Genomic DNA, 15,918 nt, shown 5'->3' on the forward strand with positions numbered 1-15,918 from the left:
CGGACCGTTGATGTTGAACCGGAAAAAGATGAAGAAAAACCGCTCCACGATGATCGCCAACGCGATGACCGACACCGCCGCGATCACGTACATCACCGACCCGCCCTCGCGGAAAAAGCTCGCCAGCGTTCCACTCATCATAAAAGCCCAGCTCCTTTTTGAACGTCCCGGCGCTATTCCGGGATCGTCCTCGCGCGCCCCACGGCGCCCGTTATTTCTTACGGTAAGAACGGCTCCTTGTTCACCGACTCCACGACCTTGCCGACAAAGCTCCGCTTTTTCGCCTCGATTCCAAACTCGATGCTCGCCCGCTGGATGATGTAAGCGGCCTGCGGCCGCAAAATCCGTCCTTCGACGACGATCGTGTCCATTTCCGCATCCTGCGCGCGCGCGACGGCCACGGCGGACAGGATCAGGGCCGCGACAAGGGCGAACGCGAAAAAACGCACGGCGATCGACGTTTCCGATCCTCGCGAAAAAACCGCCACGTTCTTAACGTATTCCGTTCGGCTTGTCATGGCCTTGGCTTTACCCCTACTTCAGTCTCTTGATCCACTCGTAAACCAATTCGTTTTTGTCGGTCTGGTACTGCGCGTACGAAAGGTACCTTTCATAATTCTCGACCGCCCGGGCGCTGTCCTTGAGTTCGACCTCGAAAAGAATGCCCAGATTCAGGTAGGCGTTCGCAAGCGTGGGATCGAGCTGCACCGCGCGTTCGAACGCCTGCCTCGCGCCGTCGACGTCTCCCGCCGCGCGTTTGACGATGCCCTGATTGACATAAGCAACGGCGTTGGTCTGGTCCAACGCGACCGCGCGGTCAAGCGATCCGCCCGCCGCGGTCATTTTGTTCAGCATGATTTCCGCGGCGCCCAGATTGGCCCACGCGGCGGCGTTGGTCGGATCGGACTGCGTGGCCTGGTCGAAATACGTCTTGGCCTGCGTCCAGTCGCCGAGTGACGCGTAATATCGCCCCAGGTTGTTGCGCAGCGTCGAATTGTTCTCGTCGATGCGCATGGCGTTGTTCAGAATCGTGATCGCCATCTCCGGTTTGCCGGAGCGGTAGTACGCCTCCGCGAGCGTCGTGTGCGCGTCGAGGATGTTGCCGTTTTTCTCGATGACCTCGCGCAGCAGGGAATCCGCCTGGCTGTAACGCTCCTGTGAGATGTAAACGGCCGCCATGTTGACCTTGGCGATCAGGTTGTCCGGCCGCTGCGAAATCTGGGTGTTGTAAAAGGCCACCGCATCCTGAGGATTGCCGCTGCGCGTGGCGGCCTGCCCCACCCCGGCCATGGCAATGGCGTTTTCCGGCTCGACCGAAAGCGCCTTGCGGAAGGCGTCCTCGGCCTCGTTGTAGCGGCCAAGTTTCATGAGGGCGACGCCGAGGTTGGCCCAAGCCGCCGCGAACTGGTCGTTTTTCTGCACGGCGAGCCGGAAACGATTTTCGGCCTTTTGCAGGTTGCCGGCGCGGACCGCCTCGACGCCCTGGTTGAAAAGGACGACGTCCGCGTTCGCGCCCGTTGGGACCGGATCTTCCGGCTGCGTTGCCTGGGGCGTCTTGTAGGGCGACTCGGTCTGCGCGGTCGTGCCGCCGCCGCAAGCCGCGGCAAACAACGCCAGCGCCAGGAAGATCGTGATCCGCATGGGCCATTTCATGGCGTCGCCCCCGAGGAGGCCTTCGATTCAAGATCGAAGGTCGCACCGGAAAATGCGATCGGCGCGCCGACGGCCGGCGTTTCGAATTTCTGATCCTGGAAGTTCGGGTCGTAAAGGCGATACATCTGCACGGATTTGTCGATCCACTCGTTACGCACGCGCTCCTGCTCACCCTTCTCGATGTTTTTCTTGAAGGCTTCCTGGGCGCGCTGCTTGATCGGGAAGGCGATGTCCTCGAGCTGGATGATGTATTCGTCCTGCTGTTCGGGCGATATGTCCTCGGGGACCGGCGCCTGGAAGAGCGACTCGGAAAACTCCCGGTTGATCATGCCGACCATGTAAACGGCGGCGGTAAGGTATTCGAAGTCGCCGTAGGTGGCGATCGCCTCGTAGCCGTCCTTGAGGTTCTTGAGCATCTCCGCCTTGCGCTTGAGCAACTCGGTGTCCGCCGCCACGTCGCCGGTGAACTTCAGCGCCTGATATTCGTTCCACGTCGGTTGCAGCAGATAGAATTTGGACATGGCGGCGTATTTGCGCGCCTCGGGAATCTGCGAACCGACCCGTTCGAACACGCCGACGGCGAGATTGAAATTGCGAACGGCCTCGTCGGAATTGCCGGCGCCCATTTCGTATTCGCCGACCTTTGCGTAAGCCTGGACGAGATTGCCGGCGTCATTCTGGAAGCTACCCGCGTATTCGCGATAAACGCCGGCGGCCTGGGCCTCTTGATCGGCCGCTTCCATTCCCAAGGCGGTGAGGAAGATGAGCTCGCCGCGATCGGCCGCGCCCGGGTAGGCCGCGGCATACTGGCGGGCCAGATTGAGCGCCTGATTGAAATCGCGGTCCTTGATCGCCAGTACGGTCGCGTTGTAGAGCGCGTTCTTGGCGTCCTTGTGTTGCGGGAACACCTGCTGGAAGTTCGCGTAGGCGCGCTGCGCACCGTCGAAATCGGCGATACGTTCGTAGTTGACGGCCGCGTGGAAGAGATCGTCCGCGGCCTGCTCGTATTTGGGATATTCGACGGCGACCTTTTCGAGGTACACGTTGGCGTCCTTGATGCGGCCAAGCTTGGTCTCGAGGATGACGGCGGTGTTGTGCAGCGCGACGGGCGCGTCCGGCGATGTCGGCGCGCTTTCGTAGGCTTCCTGATAGGCGCCGATCGCCTGCGCGTAATTGCCCTCGTCGGCGAGCTTGCCGGCCATGATCAGGCCCGCGGTCGAGACGATCTGCTGTTCTCGCGCGCGCTCGGTGGCGTCGGCCGCGGGATTCGCGGCGATGATCGTCTGGATGCGTTCGTAATCGCCGGCGACCTTGGCGCCCTCGATGGCGTAGAACTTCGCGGCGGCGGCGGCCTTGGTGCCGGGGTAATCGCGCATCACCTGATCGAAGAGCCGATTGGCCTCGGCGACGTTTCCGTGCCAGAACTGAACGCGGCCCGCCTCGAAGACGTAGTCGCCGGGCGTGTTGGGCGCCTGGGCCTCGGGGGCGTAATCCACGAGCGCGGTGATGTAGCTTTGGGCCGCGGTCGAAAGCGGAACCTGCTGCAGGCGACCCTCGCCGATGGATTCCATGTCCTGTCCGCCCTTGACGACCTGCTCGCGCAGATCCTTGTTGGGCAGCCCGCCCTCGGTCTCGACCTGCTTTTCCCAGGCCTTCACGCGGTTGAACCGGGCGTCGCGATAGAATTTTCCGTCGGGATTCATGGATGCGACGCGGTGATACGCCTCGGCGGCACTCGCGTATTGATCGGAATAGTAATACGCCTCGGCGAGTTGGAACATCGCCTGGTAGCTTGACTCGCCTTCGGGATAGTCGTTGACGAGCGCCTCGTAGCTTGCGATGGCGGCGACGTATTCCTGGCGCGCGGCGGCGGGATCGGTCGCCTTCTGCGCGCGTTCGTGGTGATAGGTCGCGGCGGCGAGCAAATTGCCCCGGCGCGTCTTTTCGGCCCGAGCCAACGCCTTACGCTCGCCCTTGTTTTTCTCGGCCCAGGCGCTTTGCGGCCCGTACAGCGAGGCCATGCGCTCGCTTTCGGTGATCGCCTCGTCCCAGCGGCCCTCGCGTTCGTAGCTTTCCACGATCTTCATGTGGACCTGCGGATTGCGCGCGTCTTCGGGATAGCGATCGAGATAAAGGTTCGCCGCGCGGCGAGCCTCTTCAAACTCCGAGTTGGCGAAATAGACATCGGCCATCTTCATCAAGATTTCCGCGTTCCATTCCATCACCGTGTTCTGGTTGAAAAACCGCTCGGCGCGCGCGAATCCCTCGTCTCCGAACTCGGAGAAGGAGATCGCGATGTAGTCGATCGACTCCTTGCGCAGATCGTCCCCGCCGGCGAGCGACCGGGAGGGGCGTGCGTGGTAATAGCGCAAGACCTGCAGGAAGTAGTCGATCGCGGTGTCGTAGGGCGCCTTGTCGCGATAGGAACCGAGCTTGTAATAGGTCCAGCCGAGCTTGTAGAGCGCCTTGTCGTAAAATCGCGAGGACGGCTTGACCTGCTTGTAGTGGCCGATCGCCTGATCGTAGAGCGCACGATTGAATTCGCCCCGGTCGAAATAAATCTCGCCCAAGCGTACGTGCGATTCGGGGACGTATTCGCTGTCCGGGTAGCGCTCGATGAGCGTCTGATAGCTTTCGATCGCCTCGTCCACGCGTTCGGATTCCATGAGCGCGTACGCCAGCAGGTAATACGTCGCGTCGACGTTGCTGTAATCGGGGAATTCGTTGATGACGCGCCGATAGAGATCGATCGAGCGCGAATAGTCGACCTGCGGCGGCGGGCCCGGATCCTGGCCGGCCTCGATCTGCTCGTCGTAGCCGTCGAGGACGCGCTGGTACTGATAGTAGCTTTCCTCGAAATAGAGCTGGGACAGGCGGAACATGACGCCCGGATTCGCGGGTTGGCCGGCTTCGCCGAGGATTTGCTCGAACTTGGAGATCGCCTCGCGCCGCGCGGCGGCCCGTTGTTCCTCGAGCGCCCGGATCTGGTCGCGGTATTTGGCGCGGATCGCGTCGGCCTGGCGCGCGGACTGGCTGCGGTTCAGGTTGCGGAATTCGAACATCTTCACGCGAAGCTGGCGCTCGAGCACCTTGATCTGCTCGCGAAGTTTGTTGCGCTCCTCCTGTTGCGAGGGCGCCAGCATGCCATCCACCTTGCCTTGCAACTCGTCGATCTGCGCCTGAAGTTGCGCGATCTGGCCCTTGATGGCGTCGGCTTCCTCGTTTTGCGCGCGCGCGGCGCCGGGCAAGACAAGAACAAACGCCAGCGCGGCAACGGCCGCGAGCGTAAAAATCCGTATCGTCGAAACGCCTCGGCGCACCGTGCTCAGTCCTCCCCGGACCCGGAGTCGGACGATTCCGTCTCCTGCTTTTGATACTGGAGACGGAAGCGACGCAGTTCCTCGTTCATTTCTTTCTGGACGTCGCGAATCTGCTGCGACGCCGCCTCGGCCTCGCGGTATTCCGCGTCGACCACGCCGGCGCGCGCCTTCTTGATGTAGTTGTCGAGGCGAAGCTGAATGGCTTCGAGTTCCGCGCGAGCGGTCCGGGCGGCGACGTCAGCGGCCGCGGAATACGCCTGCTCGACCGGCTGTGTGAATTCGGGAACCGGCTGCGCCAGCTTGCGGTAAAGTTCTCGATAGCTCGCGAGCGTCTGGTTCTTGCGCTGTTCGAGCTGGCTTTGCATCGCCTGCAGTTTGGAAACGTCCTGCGTCAACGTGGCCGGGTAGGAGGATATCTTCTGGGCGTGATCCGGCTTGATGTCCGGATTGGCCATAAGCGCGGCGATTTCGGCCTTGAGCGCGTTGGCCTGATCGATGAGTTCGAGCGAACGCCGGCGCGTTTCCTTGAGGATCGGGAAGACCGAACCCCGCTCCATGCGGTTCATCTCATTTTCGACATCCGAGATGATGCGGCGCATTTCCTCGATGTCGCGCCGCTTGGCGAGAGCGTCTTCGTAAACGTCGAATGTGCGCCGGACCTCGGCGTCGGCCGCGAGCCAGTAACTGATTTCCGGCGGCATGCCGGCGGGCGCCTGATTCGGAATCGTTCGGGCGCGGTATTCGTCTTCGTTGGCGAGGCCCTTGCCCACGGTGCCGAGCAGCGCGGCATCGTCGCCAAGCTGCCCGGCGCGCTCGTAGACCGCGTTGGCCAGGTGCGAATATTTCCCCTGAACGCGGCGGAACGTTTCCTTGGCTTCCTCGAAATCCTCCGCCTGCGTGTAGATGTTGCCCATGAGCAACTCGGCGTCGGGAAGGACAGGGCTGTTCGGAGCGGCATCCACGAGGCGGTTGTAGTTGGTTGTCGCGTCTTTTTGCAGGTTCGCCAGATGCTCGTCGATCTTTTCGATCATCTCGCGCATCTGCTCCATCGTCCCCTGCATCCCGTCGACGTCCTTCACGATGGGCCCGATGTCCACGCCCTTTTCGACCGCGTCGAACGCCGCGGTGAAATCGGTAAAGTTGTTGCTCATGCGATTGAACGCGTTTCGCTCGTCCTTGATCTTGAGGAGCATGTAGTCGTTTCGCGTGAGCAGGACCCAGAGACTCTCGTACATCGCGTCGTCAAAACCCTCGTCGCCCGGGGTCACCTCGACGTAGGACGCGAGAGCGCGGGGGAAATCGTCGCGCTCGTATTCGATGCGGCCCAACGCAAGATTGGCCTGGGCCGCGACAAACGCGGCCTCGGGATTTTCGGGCTCGAGGTTGCTCTTCAACCGGCGCAGGCGGCCAACCGCGCGATGGTATTCGCGGGCGCGGGTATCCATCGCGGCCAGGAAGTACTGCGCCATCGGGAAGTAGTCGGCGCCTTCGGGGACGCCCTCCAGGATGGCCGTCGCCTTGGCGGCGTCGCGCGCGTAGAGTTCGCGCCCGTAGATGTACATGCCGAGCGATCCGTCGTACCGATCCGGCAGTTGCTGCAACAGTTCGCGGTAGTACCCCTCCGCGGCGCCAAGGTCGTCGCGATGGATGGAGATTTGAATCAGGCGGACAAGCGCGATGCCGTAATATTCGGTTGCCGGGCCGATGGCGCGGATCTGCCGGAAATACGGTTCGGCCGCTCCCCGCGTATTGAGTTGGTAAAGCGACTCGGCGAGGTAATAAAGCGCCTCGTCGTAGGCGGGGATGGACTTGGCGACCGGGTGATGGACGATCGCGTGAAATATCTCCGCGGCGCCGCGATAGTCCTTGACCAGGAAGTGAAAATCGCGCCCGGCCACGAAGCGGCGCTGGAGCACCAGCATGTCGCGGTCGCGAACCTCGCGGTCGATGTCCGACGTGAGTTTTTCGGCTTCGGCGTGGATTTCGTTGAACCGCTCCTCGACGCCGGCGACCTGCTCCTTGACGGATTGGGCGAAGGCGGGCGCGGCAAAGACGGCGACAGCCGCGATCGCGAGCAGGAACGACGAACGTTTTGGCATTCCGCGCGTCATTCCGCGGCGAACCGGACCTTCAGCCGGTCCTTGAGGCTCGTAAGGAACGATCCCTCGTCATAGCTTGTGACGTGCAGCGTAAGGACCTCCCCCTCCTGCACCTCGAACACGTAGCGGCTCTTGACCTTGAAAAGGTATTCCTTGAGGTAGCTGAAAATGCCGTAGCCTCGGCCGCGATAGACCATGTCGACGGTCAGCAGGTGCTCGCCGGGCAACAGGCTCCCCTCGTAGACGGGAAATTCCTTGAGGTCATCGAGCTTCACCGTCTCGGTACTCTCCGCCTCGTAAATCTGAAAGCCGTCCAGGGTGTAGATCATGCTTTCAAGCTCGAAGGTCGGTCCGACCTCATGCGTATGAAGCATGGACACCGAGATCAGGGAAACGGATCCCATGCGGACCTGTTCGAGAAGCTGCTTCAGGCTGGACTTGCTTTGGAGCATCTGCTCCTTGAGCGCGGTCAGGCGCTCTTCCAGCGCCTCGAGTTCCTCGGGCGAAAGCTTGTCGGCGCCGATGTCGTCCGGGACCGCCGACTCCGCGTCGAGCGTCGCCTCGGCCGGCGCCTCCTCGCCCTCATCGCCCTCTTCGTCCTGGGCCAGGGCCAACGGCGCGCAGATCGCCAACACCATCAGGCCGAAAAAAGCGGCGCGGACCGGGCGCACGCACGCGGCTACCGTGACCAAAGCCATGCACAGACTCCTTTGGGCGCGGGATCAGTACCGGGGATAAAGCGGCGGATCGGGGAAACGGCAAAAAAATGAATCGACGTAAGACCGGACAATTTTTCTTGCATTGCTTCCCATCCGTCTGAACGGCCAAAAAGCCACCGGCAACTTGAATTTTCAATAAAAACGCTGAATCCTGTCCGTCGTCTTTCGACTGTATATTTATCGCGAGCTTACCGTCAAGACTAAAAAGCGCGTTTCATTCGCTGCGTTGCCGCGATGACACGCCGCGCGAGGTTCCATGAGCTTTCAGATCGAAGTCATCGTCAATCGGCCCGAGCATCTTGAGGCGATTGCGAATCGCATGGGCGAAATCTCCGGAAACGCGGTGGAGATTCGAGACGAAGGCAAGCCCGCGCGCGTCCTTTCCTGGGTCGCCGACGAGTCGCTGGCCGGTACGCAGGGGCGCGAGATCGCGGCCTATCTCGACGCGTTGAGCGAACTTTGGGGGGAAAAGCCCGGCGAGGTTCGCGTGTCGCCCATCGACGACGAGGACTGGTCCGAATCGTGGAAACGCTATTTCCGGCCCTTGAGGATCGGCGAGCGCATCGTGGTTCGTCCGTCGTGGGAGGATTACGAAACCGCGCTCGACGAAATCGCTGTCGTCATCGACCCGGCGAGCGCGTTTGGTACGGGCCAGCACGAAACGACGGCGATGGCGCTGGAATTCGTCGACCGCCAGGCGCGCCTTCGTCCCGGCGCGACGTTCGGCGACATGGGCACCGGATCCGGGATCCTCGCGATCGCGGCGGTGCGACTCGGGTTTGCCTTCGCGTGCGGCGTCGATGTCGACGCTGCGGCGGCGCGCGCCGCGCACGAGAATGCGATCCGGAACGAGGTCGGCGACGCGACCGCGTTTTTCGCGGCGACGCCCGAAGGCGTGTTCGCCTGGTTTGACGTGGTCGCCGCGAACCTCGATTCGCCAACGCTCATCCGCCACGCCGAGGATCTTTCGCGGCTCGTCGCGCCCGGCGGCGTCATCGGCGCGACGGGCATTTTCCACGACCGGCGCGACGACGTGGAAAAGGCGTTCGCGGAATACGGCCTTTCTGTCACCGGCGAGGAAAAGCGCGCGGGCTGGGTGCTTTTGGAGCTTTCGAGAAACGGGGCATGAGCCGGCACCTGGTGAATGAAATTCCGCCCGTGGGCGAGGACATCGTACTTCCACGATCCGAGCGGCGGCATATCGAACGCGTGCTGCGCCTCGTGGACGGGGATACGATCGTCGTGTTCGATGGCCGGGGATCCGCGGCGGACGCGCTCCTGACGCACGCCGGCAACGACAACCTCGTGGCGCGCATCGTTCGCCGGCATCCGCCCTTGCCGCCGCCGTTCCCCGAATTGACGATGATCGTGGCGGCGATGCGCGGCGAACGGCTCGAATCGACCATCGAAAAGCTGACCGAGCTTGGCGCGGCGCGCATCGTCCTGTTCGAGGCCGAGCGAACGCAGCGGCGGCTGCTTTTGGGCCGGTCCGCCCGGCGCGTGGCGGCGGCCGTCGCGGCGGCCAAGCAATGCGGGCGTGACCTCTTACCCGAAATCAAGGAGGTGTCCGACATCGCGCTTGCCGTTTCGGAGGCGCCTGCCGTCGCGATTCGATGGCTTGCGGACCCCAATGGCGACGCGCCGCTCGTTCCGGCCACGGCCGCGGATAGCGTCGCGATCGTTATCGGTCCCGAGGGCGGGCTGACGGACGATGAAAGCGCCATCGCCCACGCAGCCGGATTCGCGCCGGTGCGTCTTTCGGATGCGATTTTGCGGTCGGACACCGCGGCGATCGTCGCGGCGGGGCTGGCGATGATGGCGGGCGGTCGCCGTTAGTCGAGCGAGGTTTGCGTCAGGGAAATGTGAAAAACCCCGCCGGTGATCGGGCGGGGTTCTTCTCGGACTGGCCGGAGGTGAAGGTTTTTTTCATGGTGGGTTGGCGATTTTCGCCTATTTTCTATTGAAGGGAGATCACCTGGAAGTTTTCTGTAGGCAATAAGAGGAAACCTCCGTTAACCAGTCGAATTGCTGAATTCTCAAGTCCAATTTAGCCATTTTCCGATGCCCGTCAAGGGCAATTCCCGATTTTCAGGTCTGCTTAACAAAATCGTCGAATCGGGCTTACTCCTGAACGGAAATCGTTGGTTTCGAAATTTTAGAGGTTTCCGCCTTCCCCGGCAGGCACCCCGTTTTCGCTTTTCAGAAAAAAGACCCTGCCCCCAAAAAAAGGTTAAAGCTCCGGGCAAGCCTGTCCGATACGCTATCCATGAGCCGAAAGACCCCGGTCTGAACGCTCCCTGAATTTGCATATCGATTCTCCAGTGTGACGGAACCTCCTGCGACGACCGAAAAGGTCCGCTGCAGACAAAACCCGGCTTGACCCCACCGCGACCTTCCGGTCGCACGGTCGCTGCCGGGTTTTGTCGTTTGGTTCGCAACGAAACCGATGGCCACGGGCCAAGGAGGATCGACAATGCCGATTCGCATCACCAACAACGTCGCGTCCATCAACGCGCAGCGGAACGTGACACGCTCCCAGTCCGGGCTGCAAAAGGCCCTGGAGCGCCTGTCGTCGGGCTATCGCATCAATCGCGCGGGCGACGATGCGGCGGGCCTTGCGATCTCCGAAAAGCTGCGCTCCAACATCCGCGCGCTGCAACAGGCCTCGCGCAACGGCTCCGACGGCATCGCCCTCGTGCAGATCGTCGAAGGCGCCATGGCCGAGATCAGCAACATGATGGTGCGCATGAAGGAGCTCGCCGAGCAGGCCGCGACCGGCACGATCGGCACGACCGAGCGCGGTTACCTGAACCTCGAATACCAGGCGCTTCGCCTCGAGGTGAACCGCATCTCCGATTCGACGCGCTACAACGAGACGACGCTTCTGGACGGCACGCTCGACGTGAACGTGCAGATCGGCCTTTCGAACGGAACAAACGACGTCATCAACATCGCCCTGCCCGATGTCGACGCCACCGCGCTCGGCCTGGGGACGAGCATCTCCACGGTGACGCAGTCGACCGCGGCGCTCGGCTCTACGACGGCCGCGATCAGCAACATCGCCAGCCGCCGTGCCTCGCTCGGCGCGCTGCAGAATCGACTTGAATCGGTCGTCGCCAGCATCGACAACGTGGTCGAGAACCTGACGGCCGCGGAAAGCCGCATCCGCGACGTGGACATCGCCGCGGAAACCGCGACGCTGACCAAATACAACATCCTCCTGCAAGCGGGTGTCTCCGTCCTGACGCAGGCCAACCAGGCGCCGCAGGTCGCGCTGGCCCTGCTGCAGAACTGACCGTCCGCGATTTCAGGCGATACGACTCTCCAGTTTTGATGAATGACCGGCCGGGGCCTTCGGGTCCCGGCTTTTTGACAAGCAAACAGGAAATAGAAATTAGAGCCGATGTGCGTTCCGCGGCGCGGAGTCGCCGAATGGAAAACGCCCGGTCACCCGCACGACTCCGAGGGCGACCGCCTCGGTTACGAGGTGCGACTCTATTTTCTGTTTCCTATCTCCTGCCTCTTACCGGATTGGCTCCGCGTATTCCGTCTGGATGATGCGGATCTTGTCGAGGCGCTTGAAAAAGACGTCGACGACGGCGGGGTCGAAGTGCGTGCCCGACGACTCGCGCAGGATGGCCAGGCAGCGTTCGAGAGGGAACGGGTCCTTGTAAGGGCGCGCGGCTTGCAGCGCGTCGAACACATCGGCGACGGCCACGATGCGGCCTTCAAGCGGAATCTGGGTGCCCGACAGCCCGAACGGATAGCCGCTTCCGTCCAGTTTTTCGTGGTGCGTCAACGCGATCATCGACGAGGTCGTGATGAGCGGATTGCGTTCGTCGTCGTCAAAGGTGCCCGACAGCGTCGTGCGGACGTCGTCGGGTTTGGGCAAGCGCTCCATCAGCATTTCGAACCCGATGATGGTGTGTCGCTTCATTTCGGCGAACTCGTCGTCGGTGAGCTTGCCGGGTTTGAGCAGGATGTTGTCGGGGATGCCGATCTTGCCGAGGTCGTGCATCGGCGTCGTCTGATAGACAAGCTCCACGTCGTCATCCGACAGGCCAAGGCCGCGTGCAATCTCCGCGGCATACATGCTGACGCGGATGACGTGTCGGCCGGTTTCGTTGTCGCGAAACTCGGCCGCCTTCGCGAGACGCCGGACAACCTCGAAGCGCGAACGCATCAGTTGACGGCTGCGCTCGGCGACGATGTTTTCCAGGTGGCGATTCTCGTTGTGCAGCCAGTCCTGGTATTTCTTCAGCTTGAGCACGTTGCGCAGGCGCAGCGCGAGCTCGGTGTTGTTGAACGGCTTGGGCAGGAATTCGAGCGCGCCAAGTTCGAGCGCCTCGCTTTTGACGGATTCGTCGTCGACGGCGGTCAGGACGATGACGGGCAAAAAACGCGTCGATTCGTTTTCCTTCAACTGGCGCAGCACCTCGAGGCCGCTGATCTGCGGCATCATGATGTCGAGAAGAAGGACGTCCGGCCGTTCGGCCTGCACGCGCTCGATGACGGTCGTGGGATCCGAAATCAGCGTGTGGCGATCGTAACCCCGCGCGTTAAGCAGCTTGCCGATGAGCCGCAAATTGATGGGCTCGTCATCGACGACCATCACGTGCGGGCGGGAGTCGGCGGATCCTTCCGCTCGGTCGAATTCGAGCGGTAGTTCTTGTGCGAGGGAGCCGATCACATGTCACCTGCGGGGTGTCGCCCGTCCTTGGGCGCTCAGTGCATGTATCGTCCGATTTCGCAAAGAACTTTCGATTTACCGGAAGATTTTTCGGTTTGCACGTTCGAATAATCCCACGTTTCGCCAAGCCCGGCCGGCGGTGTTGCTCACGTGGAACATTAAGTATTTGCCGGACAGACCTGATTTAACGGACTTTTTTGATGACAAACTCGCCGGTTACGCGATGGATGGAGAGCTCCGATCCAAACCGCGCGCCCTTCCCGGCTGAATCCGAGCGCAGGTGCCGGTCGAGATTTTCGATCCGCGCCAGCGACCAGATATCGCCGAGCCCGGAAAGAAGGCTGCGCAACGCGAGTCGCGCGCGCTTCGGATCGAGATTGCGATAGGCCTTGATGGCGATGCGCACCTCGCCATCCGCGACGACCGCGATTTCACGCGCCGCGTCGTCACCGATGGCGGCGAGCAGATCGCCCTCGTCGCGTGCAATGTCGGCGAGCCGCGCCAGCGAACGGCTCGTCCCGGGCATAATGCGCTCGAGAATCGGCATCGCCTCGCGGCGGATGGCGTTGCGTACGAAGCGGATGTCGGCGTTTGTCGGGTCCGTGACGAATTCGATCGCATGGCGTGCGGCGAAGGATTCGATATCCACGCGACGCACATCGAGAAACGGCCGCGCGAACGGCGGCGCGAGCGGACGGATGCCCGCGAGCCCGGACGTTCCGGCCCCGCGCAGGGCGCGATACAAAACGGTTTCCGCCTGATCGTCCAGGTGATGCGCCGTTGCGACGCGGTCGGCGCCGCCCTCGTCCGCCATATCACGCAACGCCGCATGCCGGGCGTCGCGCGCGGCCTCTTCAAGACTTTCGCCTCGGCGCGCGCGAACCTTCAGGCGGCGCACGAAAAACGGCAACCCGATCGCGGCGGAGTGTTGCTCGACAAATTGCGCGTGATCGGCCGCGTTTTCATGGATACCGTGATCGACGTGCGCGACGGCGAGATCGAGTTTCCATTGCGGCGCGATGACGCGCAACGCGGCCAGAAGCGACATGGAGTCCAAACCGCCGGACACCGCGACCAGAACGCGACGCGCGCCCTCAAACAGGCCGCGAGTGACGACGGTCTGCCGAACGGCATTGATGAGTGGATCGAATTTCGGAATTCCGTGCGCCGCGATTTTGCGCGGGACGCTCACGGTGATTCCGAAGGCGAATACGCGACGTTGCCCGGCGGGCGCTCGCCGGCGGATTCGGAAACCGCGTAGTTGCACCCCAGCTCGCCTTTGTTCGGCGTGACGTAAACGGTCAACAGGCGCGTGTCCTTGCGGTAATAGAGCATCTCCGCGTCCTCGGCCGCCGCGTCGCCGGCGGGCTTCCATCCGCGCGGCGGAAGCTGCTCGCGAAAAAATGCCTTCACCGTTTCGGCGTCGGACTGCGTGGTATATGTCTCGCGCACGCCGCCCGGGCCGACGACCTTTTGTGACAGGGTGCCGAGGCCAAAGCGCGGAATGTCGTTGCCCGGGGACGGCTCGGCGCCGCCGCGACATGCGGCTCCACAAAGCGCGACGGCCGCCACGGCAAGAAATACGATCGGCCAGGGTTTTCTCTCTTGCGACTTCGACATGCCTTTGCCTGCTCCGCGTAAAACCGACACGCACCGGGGCGCGAGGCGCCGCGCCCATTATGAACGGAGGGCGCGCGAATTGTCATGCGGCGAACGCCGCGCCGCTTGCATCGAAGGACGCCGGGCGACAGGATGCGTCGGCCATGAGCGACGAAAAAACCGTTTATCTTCCTATCGTCGGCATGCACTGCGCCTCCTGCGTCGGCCGCGTGCAAAACGCGCTTGACCGCGTGCCGGGCGCGAGGGCCGAGGTGAATTTCGGGACCGAGTCCGCGCGCGTTAGTTACGATCCGGACCGGATTTCGCCCCGGGAACTCGTGGGGGCGGTCGACGGCGTGGGTTACCGCGTCGGCACGGCACGGATCGAGATGCCCATCGAGGGGATGCATTGCGCCTCGTGCGTGACGCGCGTGGAAAAGGCGCTGAAAACCGCGCCCGGCGTGCTGGACGCGAGCGTCAATCTGGCGCTGGAGCGGGCGATCGTCGACGGCATCGCCGGCGCGTTTTCGTGGGACGACCTGAAGGCGCGCGTGGAATCGGCGGGCAGCTACCGCGTCGCGGACGCCGCCGCGAGCGGCGACGCAGCCGATCCGGCGCACGCACGCCGCGCGGAAACGCGCTCGCTTGTGCGACGCCTTGTCGTGGGCATCGCGCTCGGCGCGCCGGTTGTCGCGGACATGATCGCGCACATGGCGGGCGTGCATCCATTCGGCGGCGCGGCGCGACCGTGGATTCTGCTGGCGCTGACGGCGCCCGTGTTCGCATATTCCGGTTGGCCGTTTCACCGCGGGCTTATCGCGTCGCTGCGACACCGCACCGCGGACATGAACACGCTCATCAGTCTCGGCACGAGTGTCGCGTTTTTCGAGTCGTTTTTGAACACGGCCTGGCCGTCTTTGATGCGCCATCCGGGTGCCGGCGGGCATTTCAACTACGACTCCGCGATCATGATCATCGTGCTGATTCTCGTCGGGCGCATCACCGAGAGCCGAAGCAAGGCGGAAGCCTCCGGCGCGATCCGCGCCCTGCTTGAGCTTGCGCCGCGCAAGGCGCTCGCGAGGCGCGACGCGGACTGGCGCGAAGTCGACGCGGCGTCGCTTCGCCCGGGCGATATTGTCCGGCTGCGCCCGGGCGAGGCGGTCGCCGCGGACGGCGTCGTCACCGAGGGACGCACGTGGGTTGACGAGTCGATGCTGACGGGCGAGAGCCGGCCGGTCGCCAAGCAGATCGGCGACGCGATCATCGGCGGCACGGTCAACCAGTCCGGCGCGGTCGTGTACGAGGTGCGCCGCACGGGCGATGCGACGGTGCTCGCCAAGATCATCCGCGCGGTGCGCGACGCGCAGGCGCACAAGCCGCGCGTTCAGCGCCTGGCCGACAAGATCGCGTCGGTCTTCGTGCCGGCGGTCATCACGATCGCCGCGTTGGCGTTCACCGCCTGGCTCGTGTTCGGACCCGAACCCGCGCTGCCGCTGGCTCTTTTGTCGGCGACGGCCGTTTTGATCATCGCGTGCCCGTGCGCGCTCGGTTTGGCGACGCCGACGGCGATCATGGTCGGTACGGGCGTGGCCGCGAGGCTCGGCATCCTGATCCGCGGCGGTGAGTCGCTCGAATTGGCTCGCCGTCTCGATACGATCGTCTTTGACAAGACCGGCACGCTGACGCGCGGCGAAATGAGCGTGACGCGCGTGACGCCGGCCGAGGGTTTCGACGCGGCCGACGTGCTGGCCGCGGCGGCGGCGATCGAGCGCGCCAGCGAACACCCGATCGCGCGGGCGATCGTCGCCGCGGCGACGCCCGGCGACGCGGCGATTGTC

At 63.2% G+C, this 15,918-nt stretch carries 12 protein-coding genes; 4 read left to right on the top strand and 8 right to left on the bottom strand.

Annotated elements, in window-relative coordinates; translation table 11 throughout:
* Positions 1–218: 218 nt before the first annotated feature.
* The 5 genes from K8I61_16450 to K8I61_16470 all read right to left on the bottom strand — a co-directional run bounded on the left by K8I61_16450 (position 219) and on the right by K8I61_16470 (position 7,770).
* Positions 219–449: a hypothetical protein gene (locus tag K8I61_16450; protein MBZ0273630.1), complete on the bottom strand. Its 231-nt coding sequence runs from the start codon at positions 447–449 to the stop codon at positions 219–221.
* A gap of 85 nt (positions 450–534) precedes the next feature.
* Positions 535–1,653 carry a tetratricopeptide repeat protein gene (locus K8I61_16455; protein MBZ0273631.1) on the bottom strand — a complete coding sequence of 373 codons (1,119 nt, stop codon included), beginning with the start codon at positions 1,651–1,653 and terminating at the stop codon, positions 535–537.
* Positions 1,650–4,973, bottom strand: a complete 3,324-nt coding sequence (locus K8I61_16460; protein ID MBZ0273632.1) for a tetratricopeptide repeat protein — start codon at positions 4,971–4,973, stop codon at positions 1,650–1,652. The genes K8I61_16455 and K8I61_16460 overlap by 4 nt, the downstream gene beginning before the upstream one ends.
* A 5-nt stretch (positions 4,974–4,978) precedes the next feature.
* The gene (locus K8I61_16465; GenBank protein ID MBZ0273633.1) at positions 4,979–7,072 is read right to left on the bottom strand and encodes a hypothetical protein; all 2,094 of its coding nucleotides are present in this window, start codon (positions 7,070–7,072) and stop codon (positions 4,979–4,981) included.
* Between the two features lie 8 nt (positions 7,073–7,080).
* On the bottom strand, positions 7,081–7,770 hold the full coding sequence (locus tag K8I61_16470; protein MBZ0273634.1) for a hypothetical protein: 690 nt from the start codon (positions 7,768–7,770) through the stop codon (positions 7,081–7,083).
* 277 nt (positions 7,771–8,047) lie between these two features.
* Here K8I61_16470 and K8I61_16475 point away from each other — a divergent pair, with 277 nt between their 5' ends.
* The 3 genes from K8I61_16475 (at position 8,048) to K8I61_16485 (ending at position 11,086) form a co-directional block, all read left to right on the top strand.
* Positions 8,048–8,920 (top strand): 50S ribosomal protein L11 methyltransferase, encoded by an 873-nt coding sequence (locus tag K8I61_16475; protein ID MBZ0273635.1) that lies wholly within the window; start codon positions 8,048–8,050, stop codon positions 8,918–8,920.
* Complete coding sequence (locus K8I61_16480) at positions 8,917–9,627, top strand: 16S rRNA (uracil(1498)-N(3))-methyltransferase (GenBank protein ID MBZ0273636.1); 711 nt, start codon at positions 8,917–8,919, stop codon at positions 9,625–9,627. Before K8I61_16475 ends, K8I61_16480 begins: the two co-directional genes overlap by 4 nt.
* Before the next feature lie 637 nt (positions 9,628–10,264).
* The gene (locus tag K8I61_16485) at positions 10,265–11,086 is read left to right on the top strand and encodes a flagellin FliC (GenBank protein MBZ0273637.1); all 822 of its coding nucleotides are present in this window, start codon (positions 10,265–10,267) and stop codon (positions 11,084–11,086) included.
* A 228-nt stretch (positions 11,087–11,314) separates the two neighbouring features.
* On the opposite strand, the gene K8I61_16490 is transcribed toward K8I61_16485, so the two are convergent.
* From K8I61_16490 to K8I61_16500, 3 genes are all read right to left on the bottom strand, one after another.
* The gene (locus K8I61_16490; protein MBZ0273638.1) at positions 11,315–12,481 is read right to left on the bottom strand and encodes a response regulator; all 1,167 of its coding nucleotides are present in this window, start codon (positions 12,479–12,481) and stop codon (positions 11,315–11,317) included.
* Positions 12,482–12,665: 184 nt separating this feature from the next.
* Positions 12,666–13,673 (bottom strand): tRNA lysidine(34) synthetase TilS, encoded by a 1,008-nt coding sequence (tilS, locus tag K8I61_16495; protein MBZ0273639.1) that lies wholly within the window; start codon positions 13,671–13,673, stop codon positions 12,666–12,668.
* Positions 13,670–14,101: a hypothetical protein gene (locus K8I61_16500; GenBank protein ID MBZ0273640.1), complete on the bottom strand. Its 432-nt coding sequence runs from the start codon at positions 14,099–14,101 to the stop codon at positions 13,670–13,672. Before K8I61_16500 ends, tilS begins: the two co-directional genes overlap by 4 nt.
* Before the next feature lie 143 nt (positions 14,102–14,244).
* On the opposite strand from K8I61_16500, the gene K8I61_16505 reads away from it, so the two are divergent.
* Positions 14,245–15,918 (top strand): heavy metal translocating P-type ATPase (locus tag K8I61_16505; protein MBZ0273641.1); only part of this gene is annotated, 1,674 nt, incomplete at its 3' end.

The organism is bacterium, assembly GCA_019912885.1.
Taxonomy (GTDB): domain Bacteria; phylum Lernaellota; class Lernaellaia; order JACKCT01; family JACKCT01; genus JAIOHV01.

Coding starts and splice junctions, on each gene's coding strand:
- K8I61_16470 (MBZ0273634.1), bottom strand. CDS start 7,770: ATGGCTTTGGTCACGGTAGCCGCGTGCGTGCGCCCGGTCCGCGCCGCT.
- K8I61_16485 (MBZ0273637.1), top strand. CDS start 10,265: ATGCCGATTCGCATCACCAACAACGTCGCGTCCATCAACGCGCAGCGG.
- K8I61_16455 (MBZ0273631.1), bottom strand. CDS start 1,653: ATGAAATGGCCCATGCGGATCACGATCTTCCTGGCGCTGGCGTTGTTT.
- K8I61_16480 (MBZ0273636.1), top strand. CDS start 8,917: ATGAGCCGGCACCTGGTGAATGAAATTCCGCCCGTGGGCGAGGACATC.
- K8I61_16465 (MBZ0273633.1), bottom strand. CDS start 7,072: ATGCCAAAACGTTCGTCGTTCCTGCTCGCGATCGCGGCTGTCGCCGTC.
- K8I61_16500 (MBZ0273640.1), bottom strand. CDS start 14,101: ATGTCGAAGTCGCAAGAGAGAAAACCCTGGCCGATCGTATTTCTTGCC.
- K8I61_16475 (MBZ0273635.1), top strand. CDS start 8,048: ATGAGCTTTCAGATCGAAGTCATCGTCAATCGGCCCGAGCATCTTGAG.